The organism is Streptomyces sp. NPDC005566, from assembly GCF_040605575.1.
Lineage (GTDB): Bacteria > Actinomycetota > Actinomycetes > Streptomycetales > Streptomycetaceae > Streptomyces.
In genome coordinates, this window is sequence record NZ_JBEXDB010000014.1 from 107,504 (window position 1) to 124,166 (window position 16,663).

Below are 16,663 nucleotides of genomic sequence, written 5' to 3' on the forward strand. Positions count from 1 at the left end.
ACCTCTCTTGCTTCAAGGAGCCTCCATGTCCACCAACTTGTCCCGGCGCGGTTTCATGGGCGCCGCGGGGATCGCCGGCCTGACCGTGGCCGGCCTGTCGACCCTGAGCGCATGCGGCAGCGGCACCACGGTCAACAAGGGCGGTGCCAAGGCGTCGTCCAAGCTCAAGCTGCCGACGTACGTGGCCGCGCAGACCGCCCCCGCGGACCTGGCGGGCAACGCCGCGGGACTGGACGCCACCTATCTGCGGTACCCCAAGGCCCTCACCAGGTCGGTGGCCGAGGCACCCGGTGACGGCGGCCGCATCACGGCCCTCACCGAGACCTTCACCACCCCCGCCCCGCCGCAGGCCAAGAACGCCTACTGGCAGGAACTGAACAAGCGCCTCGGCGCGCAGTTCGACATGACGATCGTCGTGGACCAGGGCGTCGACGCGTACCTCACCAAGTTCAACGCCATGATGGCCGGCGGTGACATACCCGATCTGGTCTGGTTCCCCCCGAACCAGGGCATCCAGCGCGTGCCGGAGCTGCTGGACGCCAAGTTCCACGACCTCACCCCGTACCTTTCGGGCGACGCCGTCAAGGACTACCCGAACCTGGCGAACCTGCCGACCACCGCGTGGAAGACCGCCGTGGTCAACGGCAAGATCCGCGGCGTCACCGTGGCCTACGGTTCCATGGGCCAGGTCTACGTCGTCAACGAGGGCTTCTGGAAGCCGGTCGGCGGTGCCGAGTTCAGCAGCGCCGAGGACTTCCTCGCCAAGGGCAAGGAGCTCCTGGACGCCAAGCGCAACAAGTACGTCCTGGAGCCGGCGTACGTGAACCACATCGGCATGTTCGGCCAGTGGTTCGGCGCACCCGCCGCCTGGCGGCTCGAAGGCGGCAAGCTGACGCACCAGTACGAGACGGAGGAGTACCAGGAGGCCCTGGCATTCGGCGTCAAGGTGGCCAAGGCCGGTCTCTTCTGGCCGGACCCCAACCTCAGCACCACCATGGAGAAGATGGCGCAGGGCACCCTCGGCGCCTACGTGCAGTCCTTCCCCAGCTTCCTGGTGGACGCCAAGACGTACGACTTCCCGCTCGGCGTCATCGTGCCGTTCGCCGCCAAGGCCGGCGCGGAGCCGCGGTACACCATGGGCTACGGCTCGGTGGGCTACACCGCCATCAACAAGAAGGCCGACGCGAAGCGCGTGAGGATGCTGCTGGGCGTCATGGACTACCTGGCCGCCCCCTTCGGTACCGAGGAGCGGCTCTTCCTCGACAACGGCATCGAGGGCAAGCACTTCAACCGTACGGCGAAGGGCGACGTCGAGCTCACGGCCAGGGGGAACTCCGAGGCGGTGACCACGGCCATGCCGCTGGCCTTCCTCGCCGCGGGCCCGGAGTACATCTACCTGCCGGGCAAGTCGGAGCTGGCCGGGAGGATCTACGGCTGGCAGCAGGAGCTCCTCAAGATCAGCCAGTCGAATCCGACGAGCGGCCACTTCTCCGACACGTCCACCAGCAAGGGCGCCTCGCTCTCCACCGCCATGAGTGACTGCCAGAAGGACATCATCGCGGGCCGCAAGCCGCTCTCCGCCTTCAAGGAGGAGCTGCGGAAGTGGCGCTCGGGCGGCGGCGACACGATGCGCGCCGAGTTCGAGGCCTCGCTCGCCGGTAAGTAGTCACTGCCCGCACGACCCGTACATACAGAAGGGACTCCCGTGTCAGACCTGCGACTCGGCGTCATCGGGCTCGGCCTGCGCCGTTCCATCGCGATGTCCGCCCACCACCCCGGCCAGGGTTCCGCGATCACCGCCGTCTGCGACCTCGACCCCGAGGTGCGCCGACGCGAGGCCGAGCGCTTCGACGCCGATGTCGCACTCGAGGACTACAAGCTGCTCCTCGGCCGGGACGACCTCGACGCGATCATCATCGCCACCCCGGACGACACCCATGAGGTCATCGCCATCGATGCCCTCCGGGCCGGCAAGGCGGTCTTCGTCGAGAAGCCGCTCGGGATCACCGTCGAGAGCTGCGACAACGTCCTGCGCGCCGCGTACGAGACGGGGTCGCGGCTGTACGTCGGCCACAACATGCGGCACATGGGCGTCGTGCGGCTGATGCGCGACATCATCGCCCGCGGTGACATCGGTGAGCCGAAGGCCGTCTGGGTGCGGCACTTCGTCGGCTACGGCGGTGACTACTACTTCAAGGACTGGCACGCCGACCGGACCCGCACCACCGGTCTGCTCCTGCAGAAGGCCGCGCACGACATCGACGTCCTGCACTGGCTGGCGGGCGGCTACACCCGGCGCGTCAACGCGCTGGGCGACCTCCTCGTCTACGGCGGCCTGCCGCGCCGGGAGGCGGACACCCCGCGGCCGGACAACTGGCTACGGGAGTTCGACTGGCCGCCGACGGCCCGCAAGGACCTGCACCACATCGTGGACGTCGAGGACGTCTCGGTGATGAACATGCAGCTCGACAACGGCGTCGTGGCCGCCTACCAGCAGTGCCACTTCACCCCGGACTACTGGCGCAACTACACCGTCATCGGCACCGAGGGGCGGCTGGAGAACTTCGGCGACAGCCCGGGTGACGAGGTCAAGGTCTGGAACACCGGCCCCAGCGGCTACCGCGCCGAGGCCGACATCACCTACCGGGTGCCGGAGGCCGACGGCTCGCACGGCGGCGGGGACAGCCGGATCATGGAGGAGTTCTGCCGGTTCGTCCGCGACGGCGGCGTCACCGACACCTCGCCGGTCGCCGCCCGGATGAGCGTCGCCGCCGGCGTGCTCGCGACCCGCTCGCTGCGCGAGGGCGGCACCCCGTTCGACGTGCCGGCTCTCGACCCCGAGCTGATCGCCTACTTCGAGCGTGGTCAGGTTCGCCGGTAGGAGCCCGGCCGGAATCCGACGAAGGGGCGGGAACGGGGAGTGAGGGGGTGGGGCCGTCGTTGCGGCCCCACCCCCTCACGGTTCCGGCGCTCAGGCGGGCCGGAACCACACCGTCGCAAGCGGTGGCAGCGTCAGCGTCACGCTCGTCTCCCTGCCGTGGGCCGGCACCGCCTCCGGCTTCAGCGGGTCCTCGTTGCGCACGTCGCTGCCGCCGTACCGGGCCGCGTCCGTGTTCAGGATCTCCACCCAGGCCTCCGGGCCTCCCGGTACGCCCAGCCGGTAGTCGTGCCGCACCACCGGGGAGAAGTGGGAGACCGCGAGCAGGGGCGAGCCGTCCGCGTCGTAGCGCAGGAACGCGAACGCGTTGTCCTCCGCCGCGCCGCCGTCGATCCAGGAGAAGCCCTCCGGGTCCGTGTCACGCTGCCACAGCGCCGGCAGCGCCCCGTACACCGCGTTCAGGTCCGTGACCAGGGTGCGTACGCCGCGGTGATCGCCGGAGGCCTCGTACGTCTCGTCGAGCAGCCACCAGTCCGGGCCGTGGCCTTCGGACCATTCCGCACCCTGCGCGAACTCCTGCCCCATGAACAGGAGTTGCTTGCCGGGGTGGGCCCACATGTAGCCGAGGTAGGCGCGGTGGTTGGCGCGCCGCTGCCACCAGTCGCCGGGCATCTTGCTGACCAGGGCCTGCTTGCCGTGCACCACCTCGTCGTGCGAGATCGGCAGCACGTAGTTCTCGCTGTACGCGTACACCATCGAGAAGGTCATCTCGTTGTGGTGATACTTGCGGTGGATGGGCTCCTTGGACATGTACACGAGGGAGTCGTGCATCCAGCCCATGTTCCACTTGAGGCCGAAGCCCAGGCCGCCGTGTTCCGTGGCGCGGGTGACGCCGTCCCAGGCCGTGGACTCCTCCGCCATCGTGACGACACCGGGGTTGCGCCGGTAGACGGTCGCGTTCATCTCCTTGAGGAAGGCGACCGCATCCAGGTTCTCCCGGCCCCCGTGCTCGTTCGGCGACCACTGGCCGTCCTCGCGGGAGTAGTCGAGGTACAGCATGGAGGCGACGGCATCGACCCGCAGGCCGTCGATGTGGAACTCCTCGCACCAGTACGTGGCGTTGGCGACCAGGAAGTTGCGGACCTCCTTGCGGCCGTAGTCGAACTCCAGGGTGCCCCAGTCGGGGTGCGCCGCCCTGTTCGGGTCGGAGTGCTCGTACAGCGGGCGGCCGTCAAATTCGGCGAGAGCCCAGTCGTCGCGCGGGAAGTGCGCGGGAACCCAGTCCATGAGGACGCCGATGCCCGCCGCGTGCAATGCGTCGACCAGGAAGCGGAAGTCGTCCGGAGTTCCCATCCGGGACGTCGGCGCGTAGAAGCCGGTGACCTGGTAGCCCCAGGAGCCGCCGAAGGGGTGCTCCGAGACCGGCATCAGCTCGACGTGGGTGAAGCCGAGGTCCTTCACGTACGCGGGCAGCTGTGACGCGAGCTGACGGTAACTCAGGCCGGGCCGCCAGGACGGCAGATGGATCTCGTAGACGGAGAACGGGGCCTCGTGCACCGGGCGGTCGCCGCGGTGCGCCATCCAGTCGCCGTCCTGCCACTCGTGGTGCGAGGCGGTGACCACCGAGGCGTTCGCCGGCGGCACCTCCGCGTACCGGGCCATCGGGTCGGAGCGCTGGGTGTGCGAACCGTCCGGTCGGCAGATGTCGAACTTGTACTGGGTTCCCTCGCCGACCGCAGGGACGAACAGCTCCCATACGCCGGTCGAGCCCAGCGAACGCATCGGGAAGCCGGTGCCGTCCCAGAAGTTGAAGTCACCCGTGACGCGGACCCCGCGCGCGTTCGGCGCCCAGACGGTGAAGCGCGTGCCCGCGACGCCCTGGTGCTCCATCGGCTGCGCACCGAGCGCCCGCCACAGCTCCTCGTGACGGCCCTCGCCGATCAGATGCAGATCGAGCTCGCCGAGCGAGGGCAGGAAACGGTACGGGTCCTCCACCTCGATCTCGTTGTCCTCGTACGCGACCAGCAGCCGGTACTCCGGGGCGGCCGGTGCAGGGAGCACGCCCGAGAAGAAGCCGTCGCCGTCACTCTGCAGTTCCGCCCGCAGATCCCCTGCCAGGACGGACACGGAGCGTGCGAACGGACGCAGTGCACGGAACACCACCCCGCCGCGGGTCCGGTGCGCGCCGAGCAGGTCGTGCGGGGCGTGGTGCTCACCGGCGAGCAGCCGGGCCCGGTCCCCGTCGTCCAGGGCCGTCGCCGGAAGGGCGCCCTTGCTGCCGCCGCCGCGCCGGGGGCGGGGCGGGGCGGCCGTGGCGGCGTCGGCCTTGGGCGCTTTGGCGGCTGACGCCGGCCGCTTGGCCCGGGTGCGCTTGGCGGGGGCTGCGGGCTCGGAGGGGGCTGCGGAGGCGGGCTCGACCGGTGCGGTGGCCGGGGCCTTGATGTCGGCCGTGACCGGCTGAGGGGTGGTGATCTCGGTGGTGACCGGCTGGGGAGCGGCCGGGACCTCGATGGGCTCGGACGACTTGCGGGACGGCTTGCGGGCGGTCACAGGGACTGCCTCCTAGGAGGTGAGGAGGGGAGGGATGCGGGTGCCGGGCTCACGCGGTCGTCGTGGCCAGGCGCTGGATGGCGGCCATCGGGACCGGCAGCCAGTCGGGGCGGTGCCGGGCCTCGTACAGCACCTCGTACACCGCCTTGTCGGTCTCATGGGCGCGCAGCAGTTCGGGCTCGCTGCGCGGATCGGTTCCCGCTCCCCGTGCGTAGCCCTCGCAGTACGCGGCGCGGCAGCGGGCCGCCCACTCCGGATTCCACGGCCGGTGCGAGCGGGCCGCGTAGTCGAAGGAGCGGAGCATGCCCGCGACGTCACGCACCGGGGGCTGCGGGCTGCGGCGCTCCGGCAGTGGCTTGGCGGGCTCCCCCTCGAAGTCGATCAGTGACCAGAAACCGTCGGGTCCGCGCAGCGTCTGGCCCAGATGCAGATCACCGTGGACCCGCTGCGCGGCCCAGCTGCGGCCCGTGTGCCCCAGCGCGGTGACGGCGTCGAAGGCCGTACGCAGACCCGGTACGTAGGGCACGAGTGCCGGGACCGCCTGCGCGGCGGCCTCCAGCCGCTCGACCATCCCGGCCACCAGGTGCCTGGTCTGCGCGTGGGCGAGAGCGGGCGTCGGCAGAGCGGCGGCGAGCGCCGTGTGCACCTCCGCCGTGGCCCGGCCGAGCGCATGCGCCTCGGGCACGAAGTCGCACCCCGCGCCGAGCGACGCGAGGGCGAGCTGCCAGCCGTCCTGCGCACCGCGCAGGAACGGCTGCAGCACCCCGAGAGTCAGCGGCTCCCCGGTGGCCGTGTCGGCCGTCGACGCCTCGAACCAGGCGACCGGCGCCGGCACCCGCCCGCAGCCCTCACGGCTGAGCGCGAGCGGCAGCTCCAGATCAGGGTTCGCACCGGGGAAGACCCGGCGGAAGATCTTCAGGATGTAGGCGTCTCCGTAGACGAGCGAGGAATTGGACTGCTCGGTGTCCAGGAAACGGGGAGCGAGCCCCGAGGGGATCGGCGCCGCCCGGTCGAAGCGGAGCGGGCCGAGGGTCCCGGGGCGACGGAGCCGCTCCAGGAGAAGATCGGCGACGCGCGGGTCGTGCAGCCCCTCGTACAGGGTGCGGCCGGCCAGCGGGCCGTCCGTGACCTGGCCGATCCGGGCCGCGGCCAGCCGTGTGGGCAGGGCGGTGCGTACGCCGAGCAGGAGCTGGTAGCAGTCGCCGTGCGCCTGGGCGGCCGTGTCCGGCTGATGGGCCCGGACGAGCAGATGCAGCAGTCCGGGGCCCGCACCGGCGGTGTCCAGAGGCAGTATCTCGGTCGCCGCCACGAGGGAGAAGCCGGTGACCGGCCGTCCCTTGCCCGCGAACCACCGCTGCCGGGGGAGCCATTCGTGGAGCAGGGGAGTGAGCGACGGGAGGAGCGCCGTCGTCCGTGTGTTCGTTCTTCTCTTTGCGATTCTCGCTGTGCTCTTGGCCAGGGCGACTCGAGTGGATGCAGCCTCCGACATGGCATCGCGTCCTTTCCCCGGGCACACCACAGGATGCGAAGAGTGTCCCGGATTGCGGCAATGGCTGTCCGGCTGTGCGGGACGTGTCGGGTGAGGAAAGTCCGTACGGACTCGACATAAGGGCCCGAAGGGCTCCAGGAGCCCTGAAGAGCTCGATATGTGGGGAGAGTGCCCCGTGCGGGGCGGCGGAAACCGCCCCGCGGGTGGCGCCGGAAAGTGAGACGCCGTCAACTGTCCGTCAGCGCCGGTCAGCCGACCGGAGCTTCCTTCCGCAGCCGGAACCAGTAGAAACCGTGCCCCGCGAGTGTCAGCAGGTAGGGCCACTGACCGACGGCCGGGAAGCGCACCCCGCCGATCAGCTCCACCGGATGACGCCCGTTGAACGCCCGCAGATCGAGCTCCGTGGGCTGCGCGAACCGCGAGAAGTTGTGGACGCACAGCACGAGATCGTCCTTGTACTCGCGGGTGAACGCGAGCACGGCGGGATTGGACGACGGCAGTTCGCTGTACGAGCCGAGGCCGAAGGCCGGATTCTGCTTGCGGATCTCGATCATCCGCCGCGTCCAGTGCAGCAGCGACGAGGGCGAGGCCATCGCCGCCTCGACGTTGGTGACCTGGTAGCCGTAGACCGGGTCCATGATCGTGGGGAGGTAGAGCCGCCCCGGGTCGCTCGAGGAGAAGCCGGCGTTGCGGTCGGGCGTCCACTGCATCGGGGTGCGTACGGCGTCGCGGTCGCCCAGCCAGATGTTGTCGCCCATGCCGATCTCGTCCCCGTAGTAGAGGATCGGGGAGCCGGGCAGGGACAGGAGCAGCGCCGTGAACAGCTCGATCTGGTTGCGGTCGTTGTCCAGGAGGGGAGCGAGGCGGCGGCGGATGCCGATGTTGGCCCGCATCCGCGGATCCTTGGCGTACTCCGCGTACATGTAGTCGCGCTCTTCGTCCGTGACCATCTCGAGCGTGAGCTCGTCGTGGTTGCGCAGGAAGATGCCCCACTGGCAGCCGGACGGGATCGCCGGGGTCTTCGCCAGGATTTCCGAGACCGGGTAGCGGCTCTCGCGCCGTACGGCCATGAAGATCCGGGGCATGACCGGGAAGTGGAACGCCATGTGGCACTCGTCGCCGCCGGCCGGGAAGTCGCCGAAGTAGTCGACGACGTCCTCGGGCCACTGGTTTGCCTCGGCCAGCAGCACCGTGTCCGGGTAGTTGGCGTCGATCTCCTTGCGGACCCGCTTGAGGAAGCCGTGGGTCTCGGGGAGGTTCTCGCAGTTGGTGCCCTCGCGCTGGTAGAGGTACGGCACCGCGTCGACGCGGAAGCCGTCGATGCCGAGGTCCAGCCAGAAGCGGAGAGCCGAGATGATCTCTTCCTGCACGGCCGGGTTCTCGTAGTTGAGATCGGGCTGGTGCGAGAAGAACCGGTGCCAGTAGTACTGCTTGCGCACGGGGTCGAAGGTCCAGTTGGACGTCTCGGTGTCGACGAAGATGATCCGGGCGTCGGGGAACTGCTTGTCGTCGTCGGCCCAGACGTAGTAGTCGCCGTACGGTCCGTCCGGGTCCGTGCGGGACTGCTGGAACCAGTCGTGCTGGTCGCTCGTGTGGTTCATGACGAAGTCGATGATCACGCGCATGCCTCGCTGGTGCGAGGCGTCGACGAATTCCACGAAGTCGGCGAGGTCGCCGAACTCCGGCAGCACGGCGGTGTAGTCGGAGACGTCGTAACCGCCGTCGCGCAGCGGTGACTTGAAGAACGGCGGCAGCCAGAGGCAGTCGACACCGAGCCACTGCAGGTAGTCCAGCTTGGCGGTGAGACCTTTCAGGTCGCCGACGCCGTCGCCGTTGGAGTCCTGGAAGGACCGGACGAGTACCTCGTAGAAGACGGCGCGTTTGAACCAGTCGGGATCGCGGTCCTTGGCGGGAGTGTCCTCGAACAGGTCGTGGACAGGCTCATTGACGATCATGGCGTGGGTGACCCTCCGGTCGGCGGGGACGGTCGCAGAACGACGACGTGCGCGGGTGTCACACCCGGTTCCAGACGCACATAGAAAGTCCTGCCCCAGTGATAGGTGGCGCCGGTGAGCTCGTCGCGCACCGGCACGCTCTCGTGCCGGTCGAGGCCGAGACGCTGCATGTCCAACGAGACCGTGGCCTCCTGGGTGTGGTGAGGGTCGAGGTTGACGACCGTGAGAACGATGTTCGAACCGCAGCGCTTGCTGTAGGCGATCAGCGCCTCGTTGTCGACGGAGTGGAAGTGCACGTCGCGCAGTTGCTGGAGCGCCGGGTGGCGACGCCGGATCCGGTTGAGGGAAGTGATCAGGGGTGCCAGCGAGCGGCCCTCACGTTCCGCCGACTCCCAGTCCCTGACCTTGAGTTGGTACTTCTCCGAATCCTGGTACTCCTCGCTCCCGGGATGCACCGGAGTGTTCTCGCACAGCTCGAAGCCCGCGTACACGCCCCAGGAGGGGGACAGCGTCGCGGCGAGCACGGCCCTCGCCTCGAAGGCCGGACGGCCGCCGTCCTGGAGGTAACCGGGAAGAATGTCGGGGGTGTTCACGAAGAAGTTGGGCCGCATGTACGAGGAACTTTCGCCCGAAAGCTCCTGGACGTACTCGGTGAGTTCCTGCTTGCTGTTACGCCAGGTGAAGTACGTGTACGACTGCTGGAAGCCCACCGCGGCCAGCGTGCGCATCATCGCGGGGCGGGTGAAGGCCTCGGCCAGGAAGATCACGTCGGGGTCGGTGCGGTTGATGTCGGCGATCACCTTCTCCCAGAAGATCACCGGCTTGGTGTGCGGGTTGTCCACGCGGAAGATCCGGACGCCGTGGTCCATCCAGAAGCGCAGGATGCGCACGGTCTCCGCGACGATGCCGCGCAGGTCCGTGTCGAAGGCGATCGGATAGATGTCCTGGTACTTCTTCGGCGGGTTCTCGGCGTAGGCGATGGACCCGTCGGGCCGGTGGTGGAACCACTCGGGGTGTTCCGTCACCCAGGGGTGGTCGGGGGAGCACTGGAGCGCGAAGTCCAGCGCGATCTCCATCCGCAGGGTGCGGGCCGTCTCGACGAAGTGGTCGAAGTCGTCGAGTGTGCCGAGTTCGGGGTGCACGGCGTCGTGGCCGCCCTCGGCCGAACCGATGGCCCAGGGCACGCCCGGGTCGTCGGCTCCGGGGGAGAGGCTGTTGTTGGGGCCCTTGCGGTGAGAGGTGCCGATGGGGTGGATCGGGGGGAGGTAGACGACGTCGAACCCCATGGCGGCGACGGCCGGAAGCCGCTCTGCGGCGGTACGGAAGGTGCCGCTGACGATCCGGAGAGGCTGCGGGGGCAACTCCGCCGTCACTGCCGCGCGCTTCTTCGCAGCCGCAGAGGTCGCGGAGGCGGGAGAGCCTGCGGCGGCCTTGGAGGCCTTCGTGGCACGTGGTTTGCGTGCGGGCTTCGCGGGGGCGGCCGGCTCCGGCCTCGCGCCCTCGGACCGTGGGAACAGCTCGTACCAGGAGCCGTACAGGGCGCGCCTGCGCTCCACGGTCAGGGGCATCGGACGGGAGGCGGTGACCAGCTCACGCAGGGGATGACGGCCGAGCGCCTCGTTCACCTCGGGGGCCAGCGCGGCGGCGAGCCGGGATGCCGACGGCCGCTTCGTGTCGCGCAGGGCATCGACGGCGGCCAGCACCGCTTCGCGCCCGTCCCGCTTCGGTACGCCGGAGGCGGCCCGTTCGTACAGCTCGGCCCCCTCCGCGAGGACCAGCTCGGTGTCGATGCCGGCGGGAATCTTGATCTGCGCGTTCCCACGCCAGGTGGTGACCGGATCGCTCCACGCCTCGACGGTGTAGGTCCAGTGGCCCTCGGCGGGCGGGGTGACATCGGCACCCCATCGGTCCGTGCCCGGAGCGAGCTCGCGCATCGGCGTCCAGGGGCCGGGCCGTCCGCTCGGATCGGCGAGGACGACGTTGGCGGCCACCGCGTCATGGCCTTCTCGGAAGACGGTGGCGCTGACCTGGAAGGTCTCACCTGCGACGGCTTTGGCCGGCCGTCTGCCGCAGTCGACGAGAGGACGGACGTCCAGGACGGGAATGCGACCGATCATGAAATCACCTGGGGGCTGGAGCTCGGCATGCGCGGACCGCGGCGTGGGCGTGGAGGGCTGACCGCGCGCGCCGCGATGGTGGGGTTGCGTCCTTTGTAGCTGCTCAGTTGTCGGCTGGCGGGCTGTGTGCATGGCCGCTCCTGTCCGCGTTCACTCGAATGGCACTCGAATGGCAGGTGCGCGGGGGGTTCGTGCTCGGATCGGGGCACCTGGGATGTGCAGCGCGAGCCGTGGTCGGGCTGAGTACGGGGGAAGCCTTCCCACCGTTTTCGGGCGGCCAACCCGACGGCGTGTTAACTCCTGGGTGCACTCGGTGCACGCGCTGTGCGCCGCGCGCCGGTCCCCGGCCGGCGCGTGGACGCACCACCGCAGCCTTCCTTGTGGTGCGAAGCGCCACAAGGTCGCGCGACGAGGGGAAATCAGCCATATCGCCCGTGACGGATGTGTGCGCATCTGGCCCATGCGCCCACCGGGGCCGATGAGATGCCCGGGGCCCGCGGGACAGGTGTGGCTCCCGAGGGCTCGGAGGAGGGCGCACACGGTGCAACAGCCGGGCCGGGGGCGGTCGTGCCGATCGGCGCCGGACCCACTGAGCCGGTCGCGCGCCGTGGTTGCGTACGGCGGCGCGCCGCTACCGTCGAGGGTGACGGAGAGGACGCACACCGTGGTGCGTCCCCTCGGATCCGTACGTCCCCTGTAAAGGTGGGATACGTGAAGGCCATTCGTCGATTCACCGTGCGTCCCGTCCTCCCCGAACCCCTGCAACCGCTCAGCGACCTCGCCCGCAACCTGCGCTGGTCCTGGCACACCGAGACTCAGAACCTGTTCCAGGCCGCCGACCCGGAGGGCTGGCGGCCCGCGGACGCCGACCCCGTGCGCCTGCTGGGTGCCGTGTCCGCCGGACGCCTCGCCGAGCTGGCCGGGGACCAGCAGTTCCTGCGGCGGCTCACCGAGGTGTCCGAGGACCTCCGGGAGTACCTCGCCGGTCCGAGGTGGTATCAGAACCAGCTCTCCCAGGGCGCGGAGCTCCCCGCCGCCATCGCCTACTTCTCACCCGAGTTCGGGGTCACCGCGGCTCTGCCCCAGTACTCGGGCGGTCTCGGCATCCTGGCCGGGGACCATCTCAAGGCCGCCAGCGACCTGGGCGTCCCGCTCATCGGAGTCGGGCTGCTCTACCGGCACGGCTACTTCCGCCAGAGCCTGTCCCGTGACGGCTGGCAGCAGGAGCACTATCCCGTCCTCGACCCCAACGAACTGCCGCTCACCCTCGTACGGGAGGCGGACGGCGCCCCCAGCCGGGTGGTGCTCGCCCTTCCCGGTGGGCGCTCCCTGTACGCCTCGATCTGGCAGGCCCAGGTCGGCCGCGTCCCCCTGCTGCTGCTCGACTCCGACGTGGAGGAGAACGCGCCGGGCGAGCGCGATGTCACCGACCGGCTGTACGGCGGCGGCAGCGACCACCGCCTCCTCCAGGAGATGCTGCTCGGCATCGGCGGGGTGCGCGCCGTGCGGACCTACTGCCGGCTGACCGGGCACGCCGCCCCCGAGGTGTTCCACACCAACGAGGGGCACGCCGGATTCCTCGGCCTCGAACGGATCCGTGAGCTCTCCGAGACGGGCCTCGACTTCGACCCCGCCCTGGAAGTGGTGCGGGCCGGCACGGTCTTCACCACGCACACCCCGGTGCCCGCCGGGATAGACCGCTTCGAACACCAGCTGGTCGCCCGGCACTTCGGTGACGACGGTGAACTGCCGGGCGTCGGCGTGGACCGGATTCTCCGGCTCGGCATGGAGACCTACACCGGCGGCGAGCCGGGCCTGTTCAACATGGCGGTGATGGGGCTGCGGCTCGCCCAGCGGGCCAACGGCGTCTCCACCCTCCACGGGGCTGTCAGCCGGGAGATGTTCTCCGGGCTCTGGCCGGGATTCGACCCGGCCGAGGTGCCGATCACCTCGGTGACCAACGGAGTTCACGCGCCGACGTGGGTCGCGCCCGAGGTTCTCCGCCTCGGCGCGAAGAAGTTCGGCACCGAACGCGCGGAGAACGCGCTGGCGGGCGCCGAGGTCGGCGAGACGGCAGGCGTCGGCAGCGCCGAGGGCGGCCGGGCCGGGACTCCCAGACGCTGGGACGCCGTGACCAACGTCCCGGACCGGGAGATCTGGGACCTGCGCCGCGGGCTGCGTGAGCAGCTCGTGACCGAGGTGCGCAAACGCCTCTACGCCTCCTGGCGCAGGCGCGGTGCGGGCACGGCCGAGCTGGGCTGGATCGACGACGTGCTCGATCCGGACGTGCTGACCATCGGCTTCGCCCGCCGGGTGCCTTCGTACAAGCGCCTCACGCTCATGCTGCACGACCGCGACCGGCTGCGGGAGCTGCTGCTCCACCCGACGCACCCGATCCAGATCGTCGTCGCGGGCAAGGCGCACCCCGCGGACGACGGCGGGAAGCGGCTGGTCCAGGAGCTGGTGCGGTTCTCGGACGACCCGCGGGTGCGCCACCGCATCGTCTTCCTGCCGGACTACGGCATGGGCATGGCGCAGAAGCTCTACCCGGGCTGTGACGTCTGGCTCAACAACCCGCTGCGCCCGCTGGAGGCGTGCGGCACCAGCGGGATGAAGGCGGCGCTCAACGGCTGCCTCAACCTCTCCGTGCGCGACGGCTGGTGGGACGAGTGGTTCGAACCGGACTTCGGGTGGGCGATCCCCACCGCCGACGGTTCCGCCACGAACGAGGAGCGGCGCGACGAGCTGGAGGCCAACGCCCTCTACTCGCTGATCGAGGAGCGGGTCGCCCCGCGCTTCTACGACCGCAACGATGAGGACCTGCCCGAGCGGTGGATCGAGATGGTCCGGCGCACCCTGGTCACTCTGGGGCCCAAGGTTCTCGCGGGACGCATGGTTCGTGAGTACGTGGAGCGGCTGTACGCCCCGGCCGCCCAGGCACGCAGGGCACTGGATCCCGCGGCGGCCCGGCAGCTCGCCGACTGGAAGTCCAGGATCCACGCGGCCTGGCCGCAGGTGGCCGTCGACCATGTGGAGGCCTCGGCCGACACCGTCGTCGGCGGCTCCGCGGAGCTGGGGTCGACCCTGGCGCTCCGGGTCCGGATCGCACTGGGTGGCCTCGAGCCGGACGACGTGGAGGTGCAGGTGGTCGCCGGGCGGGTCGACTCGGGCGACGCGATCGCGGAGGCCCAGACGTTCCCGCTGAAGCCTGCGGGCGGTCACGACCTGGAGGACCGCTGGCTGTACGAGGGCCCGCTCGCGCTCGACCGTACGGGTCCGTACGGCTACACCGTGCGCGTACTGCCCTCGCACCCCCTGCTCGCCTCGGGTGCGGAGCTCGGACTGGTCGCGGTACCGAACGCGGCGACGGGTGAGGACGGGGGCGGCGTCCTGCTCCGTTGACGGCACGTCATATTCGTGGCCCGGCACCCGTGCGGTGCCGGGCCCTGCCGTTCCCGCGGCCCGCGGCCCGGGCTCCGGTTCCGGCTGCGGCGGTCCTCGGCCCCTGGTCCGCCGGGTAGATGGCCGTGGCACCGGCAGGGGTGCAATCACCGTGATCTGGCTAACATGACAGCGTCGGCAGATGCTGGACTGGCTCCGGAGTCACCGTCGAGACATCAAGGCGTCCCAGGACGCGACTGGAGGTCAGCACGGTGAACGGCGGCGAAAGCCGAGCGAGACGCCTCAGCCGTCGACTGGCCGCGCAGGGCATCGCCTCCCGGAGGCTGCACGTCCGCCCCGCGAGCACGGTCGGCGCCCTGCGGGGCGACCGTTTCACCACAGCTGCACGGCTGCGCTGGCTCCATGCGGCGAGCACCCGCATCGGCACCTCACTCGACCTGGAACGGACGGCGCAGGAGCTGGCCGAATTCAGCGTCCCCCGGCTGGCCGACGGGGCGGCCGTCGACCTCCTGGAGTCCGTGCTCCTGGGCGAGGAGGGCGAACGCGTCACCGGCGCGGGGGTGCCGGTCACCCGGGCCATGGCGGTCAGGGCCGTCGAGACGCTGTCAGGTCTTGAACCCTCCCCGGTCGGCGAGGTGGTCGACCGCCGGCAGTACCGCGAGACGCTGCTGACCCTCCACTGCCTGCGCAACCGCCAGTCGGTTCTGGTCAGCCGGATGACCGACGAGGACTACCAGCGCGTCGCGCCGACGGCCAGTGCCGCGGTGGCGATGCGGCGCCAGGGAGTCCACAGCTACATGGCGGTGCCGCTGATCGCCCGCGGTGTACTGCTCGGATCCGCCGACTTCGTACGTGCCGGTGACAGCCCGCCCTTCAACCGGGCCGACGTGGAACTGGCGGGACAGCTCGCCGCCATGGCCGCGGTCTTCATGGACAACGCCCGGCTCTACGGCCGCGAGCGCGAGCACGTCCTCTCGCTCCAGCGCAGCCTGCTCCCGCGCGCCACGCCGCACACCCCCGGGCTGAAGGTGCACGCGCAGTACGCGCCCGCCTTCGACGCACACGGTGTGGGCGGCGACTGGTACGACGTGGTGGCGCTGCCCAGCGGGCGCACCGCGCTGGTCGTCGGCGACGTGACCGGGCACGGTCTGCCCGCGGCGGTCACGATGGGTCGGCTGCGCACCGTCGCCCGTACGCTCATGACGCTGGACATCGAGCCCGACCGGGTACTCGCCCGGCTGGATCTGGCCACGCGCGACCTCGAGGACGACCAGGTCGCCACTTGTCTGTGCGCGGTCTACGACCCCGCGGACTCCAGCTACACCATCGCGAGCGCGGGCCATCCGCCACCGCTCCTGGTCGGCCCGGACGGTGTGCCCCGCTTCCTTGACGTGCCGGTCGGCGCGCCGCTGGGCGCCGGGGTCATCCCGTACGACCCGCTGCGGCTGCGCGGGCCGGCGGGCGGCCGGCTGGTGCTCTACACCGACGGCTTGATCAAGACGCGCGTGGACGACGTGGACACCCAGCTGGAGGGGTTGCGTGCCACGGTCGCCGCGATGGCGCCCGAACAGCTCGACGACGGCAGCCTGCTCACCTCGTTGCGGGCGGCCGACGGCCGCTTCGACGAGGCGGTGCTGCTGGTCGCCGGGGGGCACGAGCTGTCCGATGACGTCAGGCTGCAGGTGTGGGACCTCCCCACCGACGGCAACCCCGCCTCCACCGCCCGGAAGCTCGTCACCGAGCAGCTTGCGCTGTGGAGCCTCGACGAGCTCGCGGACGTCACCGAACTGGTCGTCAGCGAGCTGGTCGGCAATGCCCTGCGGTACGGCGGCGGCCCCGGCAAGCTGCGGCTGCTGTGCGACGACCGGCTCCGGGTGGAGGTCTCGGACACGGGTCCCGACCTGCCGCAGATCCAGCACGCCGATGTGAGCGACGAGGGCGGCCGCGGGCTGCAGCTCATCAACCTGCTGTGCCGCAGGTGGGGTTCGTGCCGGACGGCGACCGGCAAGGTCGTCTGGGCGGAGCAGAACCTTCCCCGTTAGGCAGTCCGCTCTCCCGGCGCTCCTCTCCTCCGGCCTGCGGCCCTGCGCTGTTCAGCCCTGTGCCGGTGCCGCACCACGTCGTCCTGCGACGTCCCGCGTCGTTCGTTTCCTGAACGCGATGTCTTGACGTGTCCATGTGATGGCTTTACGTTCCTCACTCATCGCAGATTCACAACTCGGCTCATCGTTCACCTACATGAACCGAATCGTGGATCACCTCCCACCGGAAG

8 protein-coding genes are annotated in these 16,663 nt (G+C 70.2%); 4 read left to right on the forward strand and 4 right to left on the reverse strand.

Going from position 1 to position 16,663, the window contains the following annotated elements:
* Positions 1-25: 25 nt before the first annotated feature.
* Both ABZS61_RS22605 and ABZS61_RS22610 read left to right on the forward strand, forming a co-directional pair.
* Positions 26-1,666: a hypothetical protein gene (locus tag ABZS61_RS22605; RefSeq protein ID WP_356423993.1), complete on the forward strand. Its 1,641-nt coding sequence runs from the start codon at positions 26-28 to the stop codon at positions 1,664-1,666.
* 39 nt (positions 1,667-1,705) lie between these two features.
* On the forward strand, positions 1,706-2,881 hold the full coding sequence (locus ABZS61_RS22610) for a Gfo/Idh/MocA family oxidoreductase (RefSeq protein ID WP_356423996.1): 1,176 nt from the start codon (positions 1,706-1,708) through the stop codon (positions 2,879-2,881).
* A 90-nt stretch (positions 2,882-2,971) separates the two neighbouring features.
* Here the strand turns inward: ABZS61_RS22610 and glgB are convergent, their stop codons facing one another.
* The 4 genes from glgB to ABZS61_RS22630 all read right to left on the reverse strand — a co-directional run bounded on the left by glgB (position 2,972) and on the right by ABZS61_RS22630 (position 10,989).
* Complete coding sequence (gene glgB / locus ABZS61_RS22615; protein WP_356423999.1) at positions 2,972-5,428, reverse strand: 1,4-alpha-glucan branching enzyme; 2,457 nt, start codon at positions 5,426-5,428, stop codon at positions 2,972-2,974.
* 49 nt (positions 5,429-5,477) lie between these two features.
* Entirely contained in the window at positions 5,478-6,917 is a 1,440-nt protein-coding gene (locus tag ABZS61_RS22620; RefSeq protein ID WP_356424001.1) for a maltokinase, read from the reverse strand.
* A gap of 248 nt (positions 6,918-7,165) precedes the next feature.
* On the reverse strand, positions 7,166-8,872 hold the full coding sequence (treS, locus tag ABZS61_RS22625) for a maltose alpha-D-glucosyltransferase (protein ID WP_329207214.1): 1,707 nt from the start codon (positions 8,870-8,872) through the stop codon (positions 7,166-7,168).
* Positions 8,869-10,989, reverse strand: coding sequence for an alpha-1,4-glucan--maltose-1-phosphate maltosyltransferase (locus ABZS61_RS22630; RefSeq protein WP_356424005.1), 2,121 nt, complete (start codon positions 10,987-10,989; stop codon positions 8,869-8,871). The genes treS and ABZS61_RS22630 overlap by 4 nt, the downstream gene beginning before the upstream one ends.
* A 711-nt stretch (positions 10,990-11,700) precedes the next feature.
* Here ABZS61_RS22630 and glgP point away from each other — a divergent pair.
* Together glgP and ABZS61_RS22640 are read left to right on the forward strand one after the other, a co-directional pair.
* Positions 11,701-14,391 (forward strand): alpha-glucan family phosphorylase, encoded by a 2,691-nt coding sequence (glgP, locus tag ABZS61_RS22635; protein ID WP_356424008.1) that lies wholly within the window; start codon positions 11,701-11,703, stop codon positions 14,389-14,391.
* Positions 14,392-14,642: 251 nt separating this feature from the next.
* Positions 14,643-16,433, forward strand: a complete 1,791-nt coding sequence (locus tag ABZS61_RS22640; RefSeq protein WP_356424010.1) for a SpoIIE family protein phosphatase — start codon at positions 14,643-14,645, stop codon at positions 16,431-16,433.
* Positions 16,434-16,663 lie beyond the last annotated feature (230 nt).

Bases quoted from the DNA above. Each gene is read 5' to 3' on its own strand.
- ABZS61_RS22605 (WP_356423993.1), top strand. From the start codon at position 26: ATGTCCACCAACTTGTCCCGGCGCGGTTTCATGGGCGCCGCGGGGATC.
- ABZS61_RS22620 (WP_356424001.1), bottom strand. From the start codon at position 6,917: ATGTCGGAGGCTGCATCCACTCGAGTCGCCCTGGCCAAGAGCACAGCG.
- treS (WP_329207214.1), bottom strand. From the start codon at position 8,872: ATGATCGTCAATGAGCCTGTCCACGACCTGTTCGAGGACACTCCCGCC.
- ABZS61_RS22630 (WP_356424005.1), bottom strand. From the start codon at position 10,989: ATGATCGGTCGCATTCCCGTCCTGGACGTCCGTCCTCTCGTCGACTGC.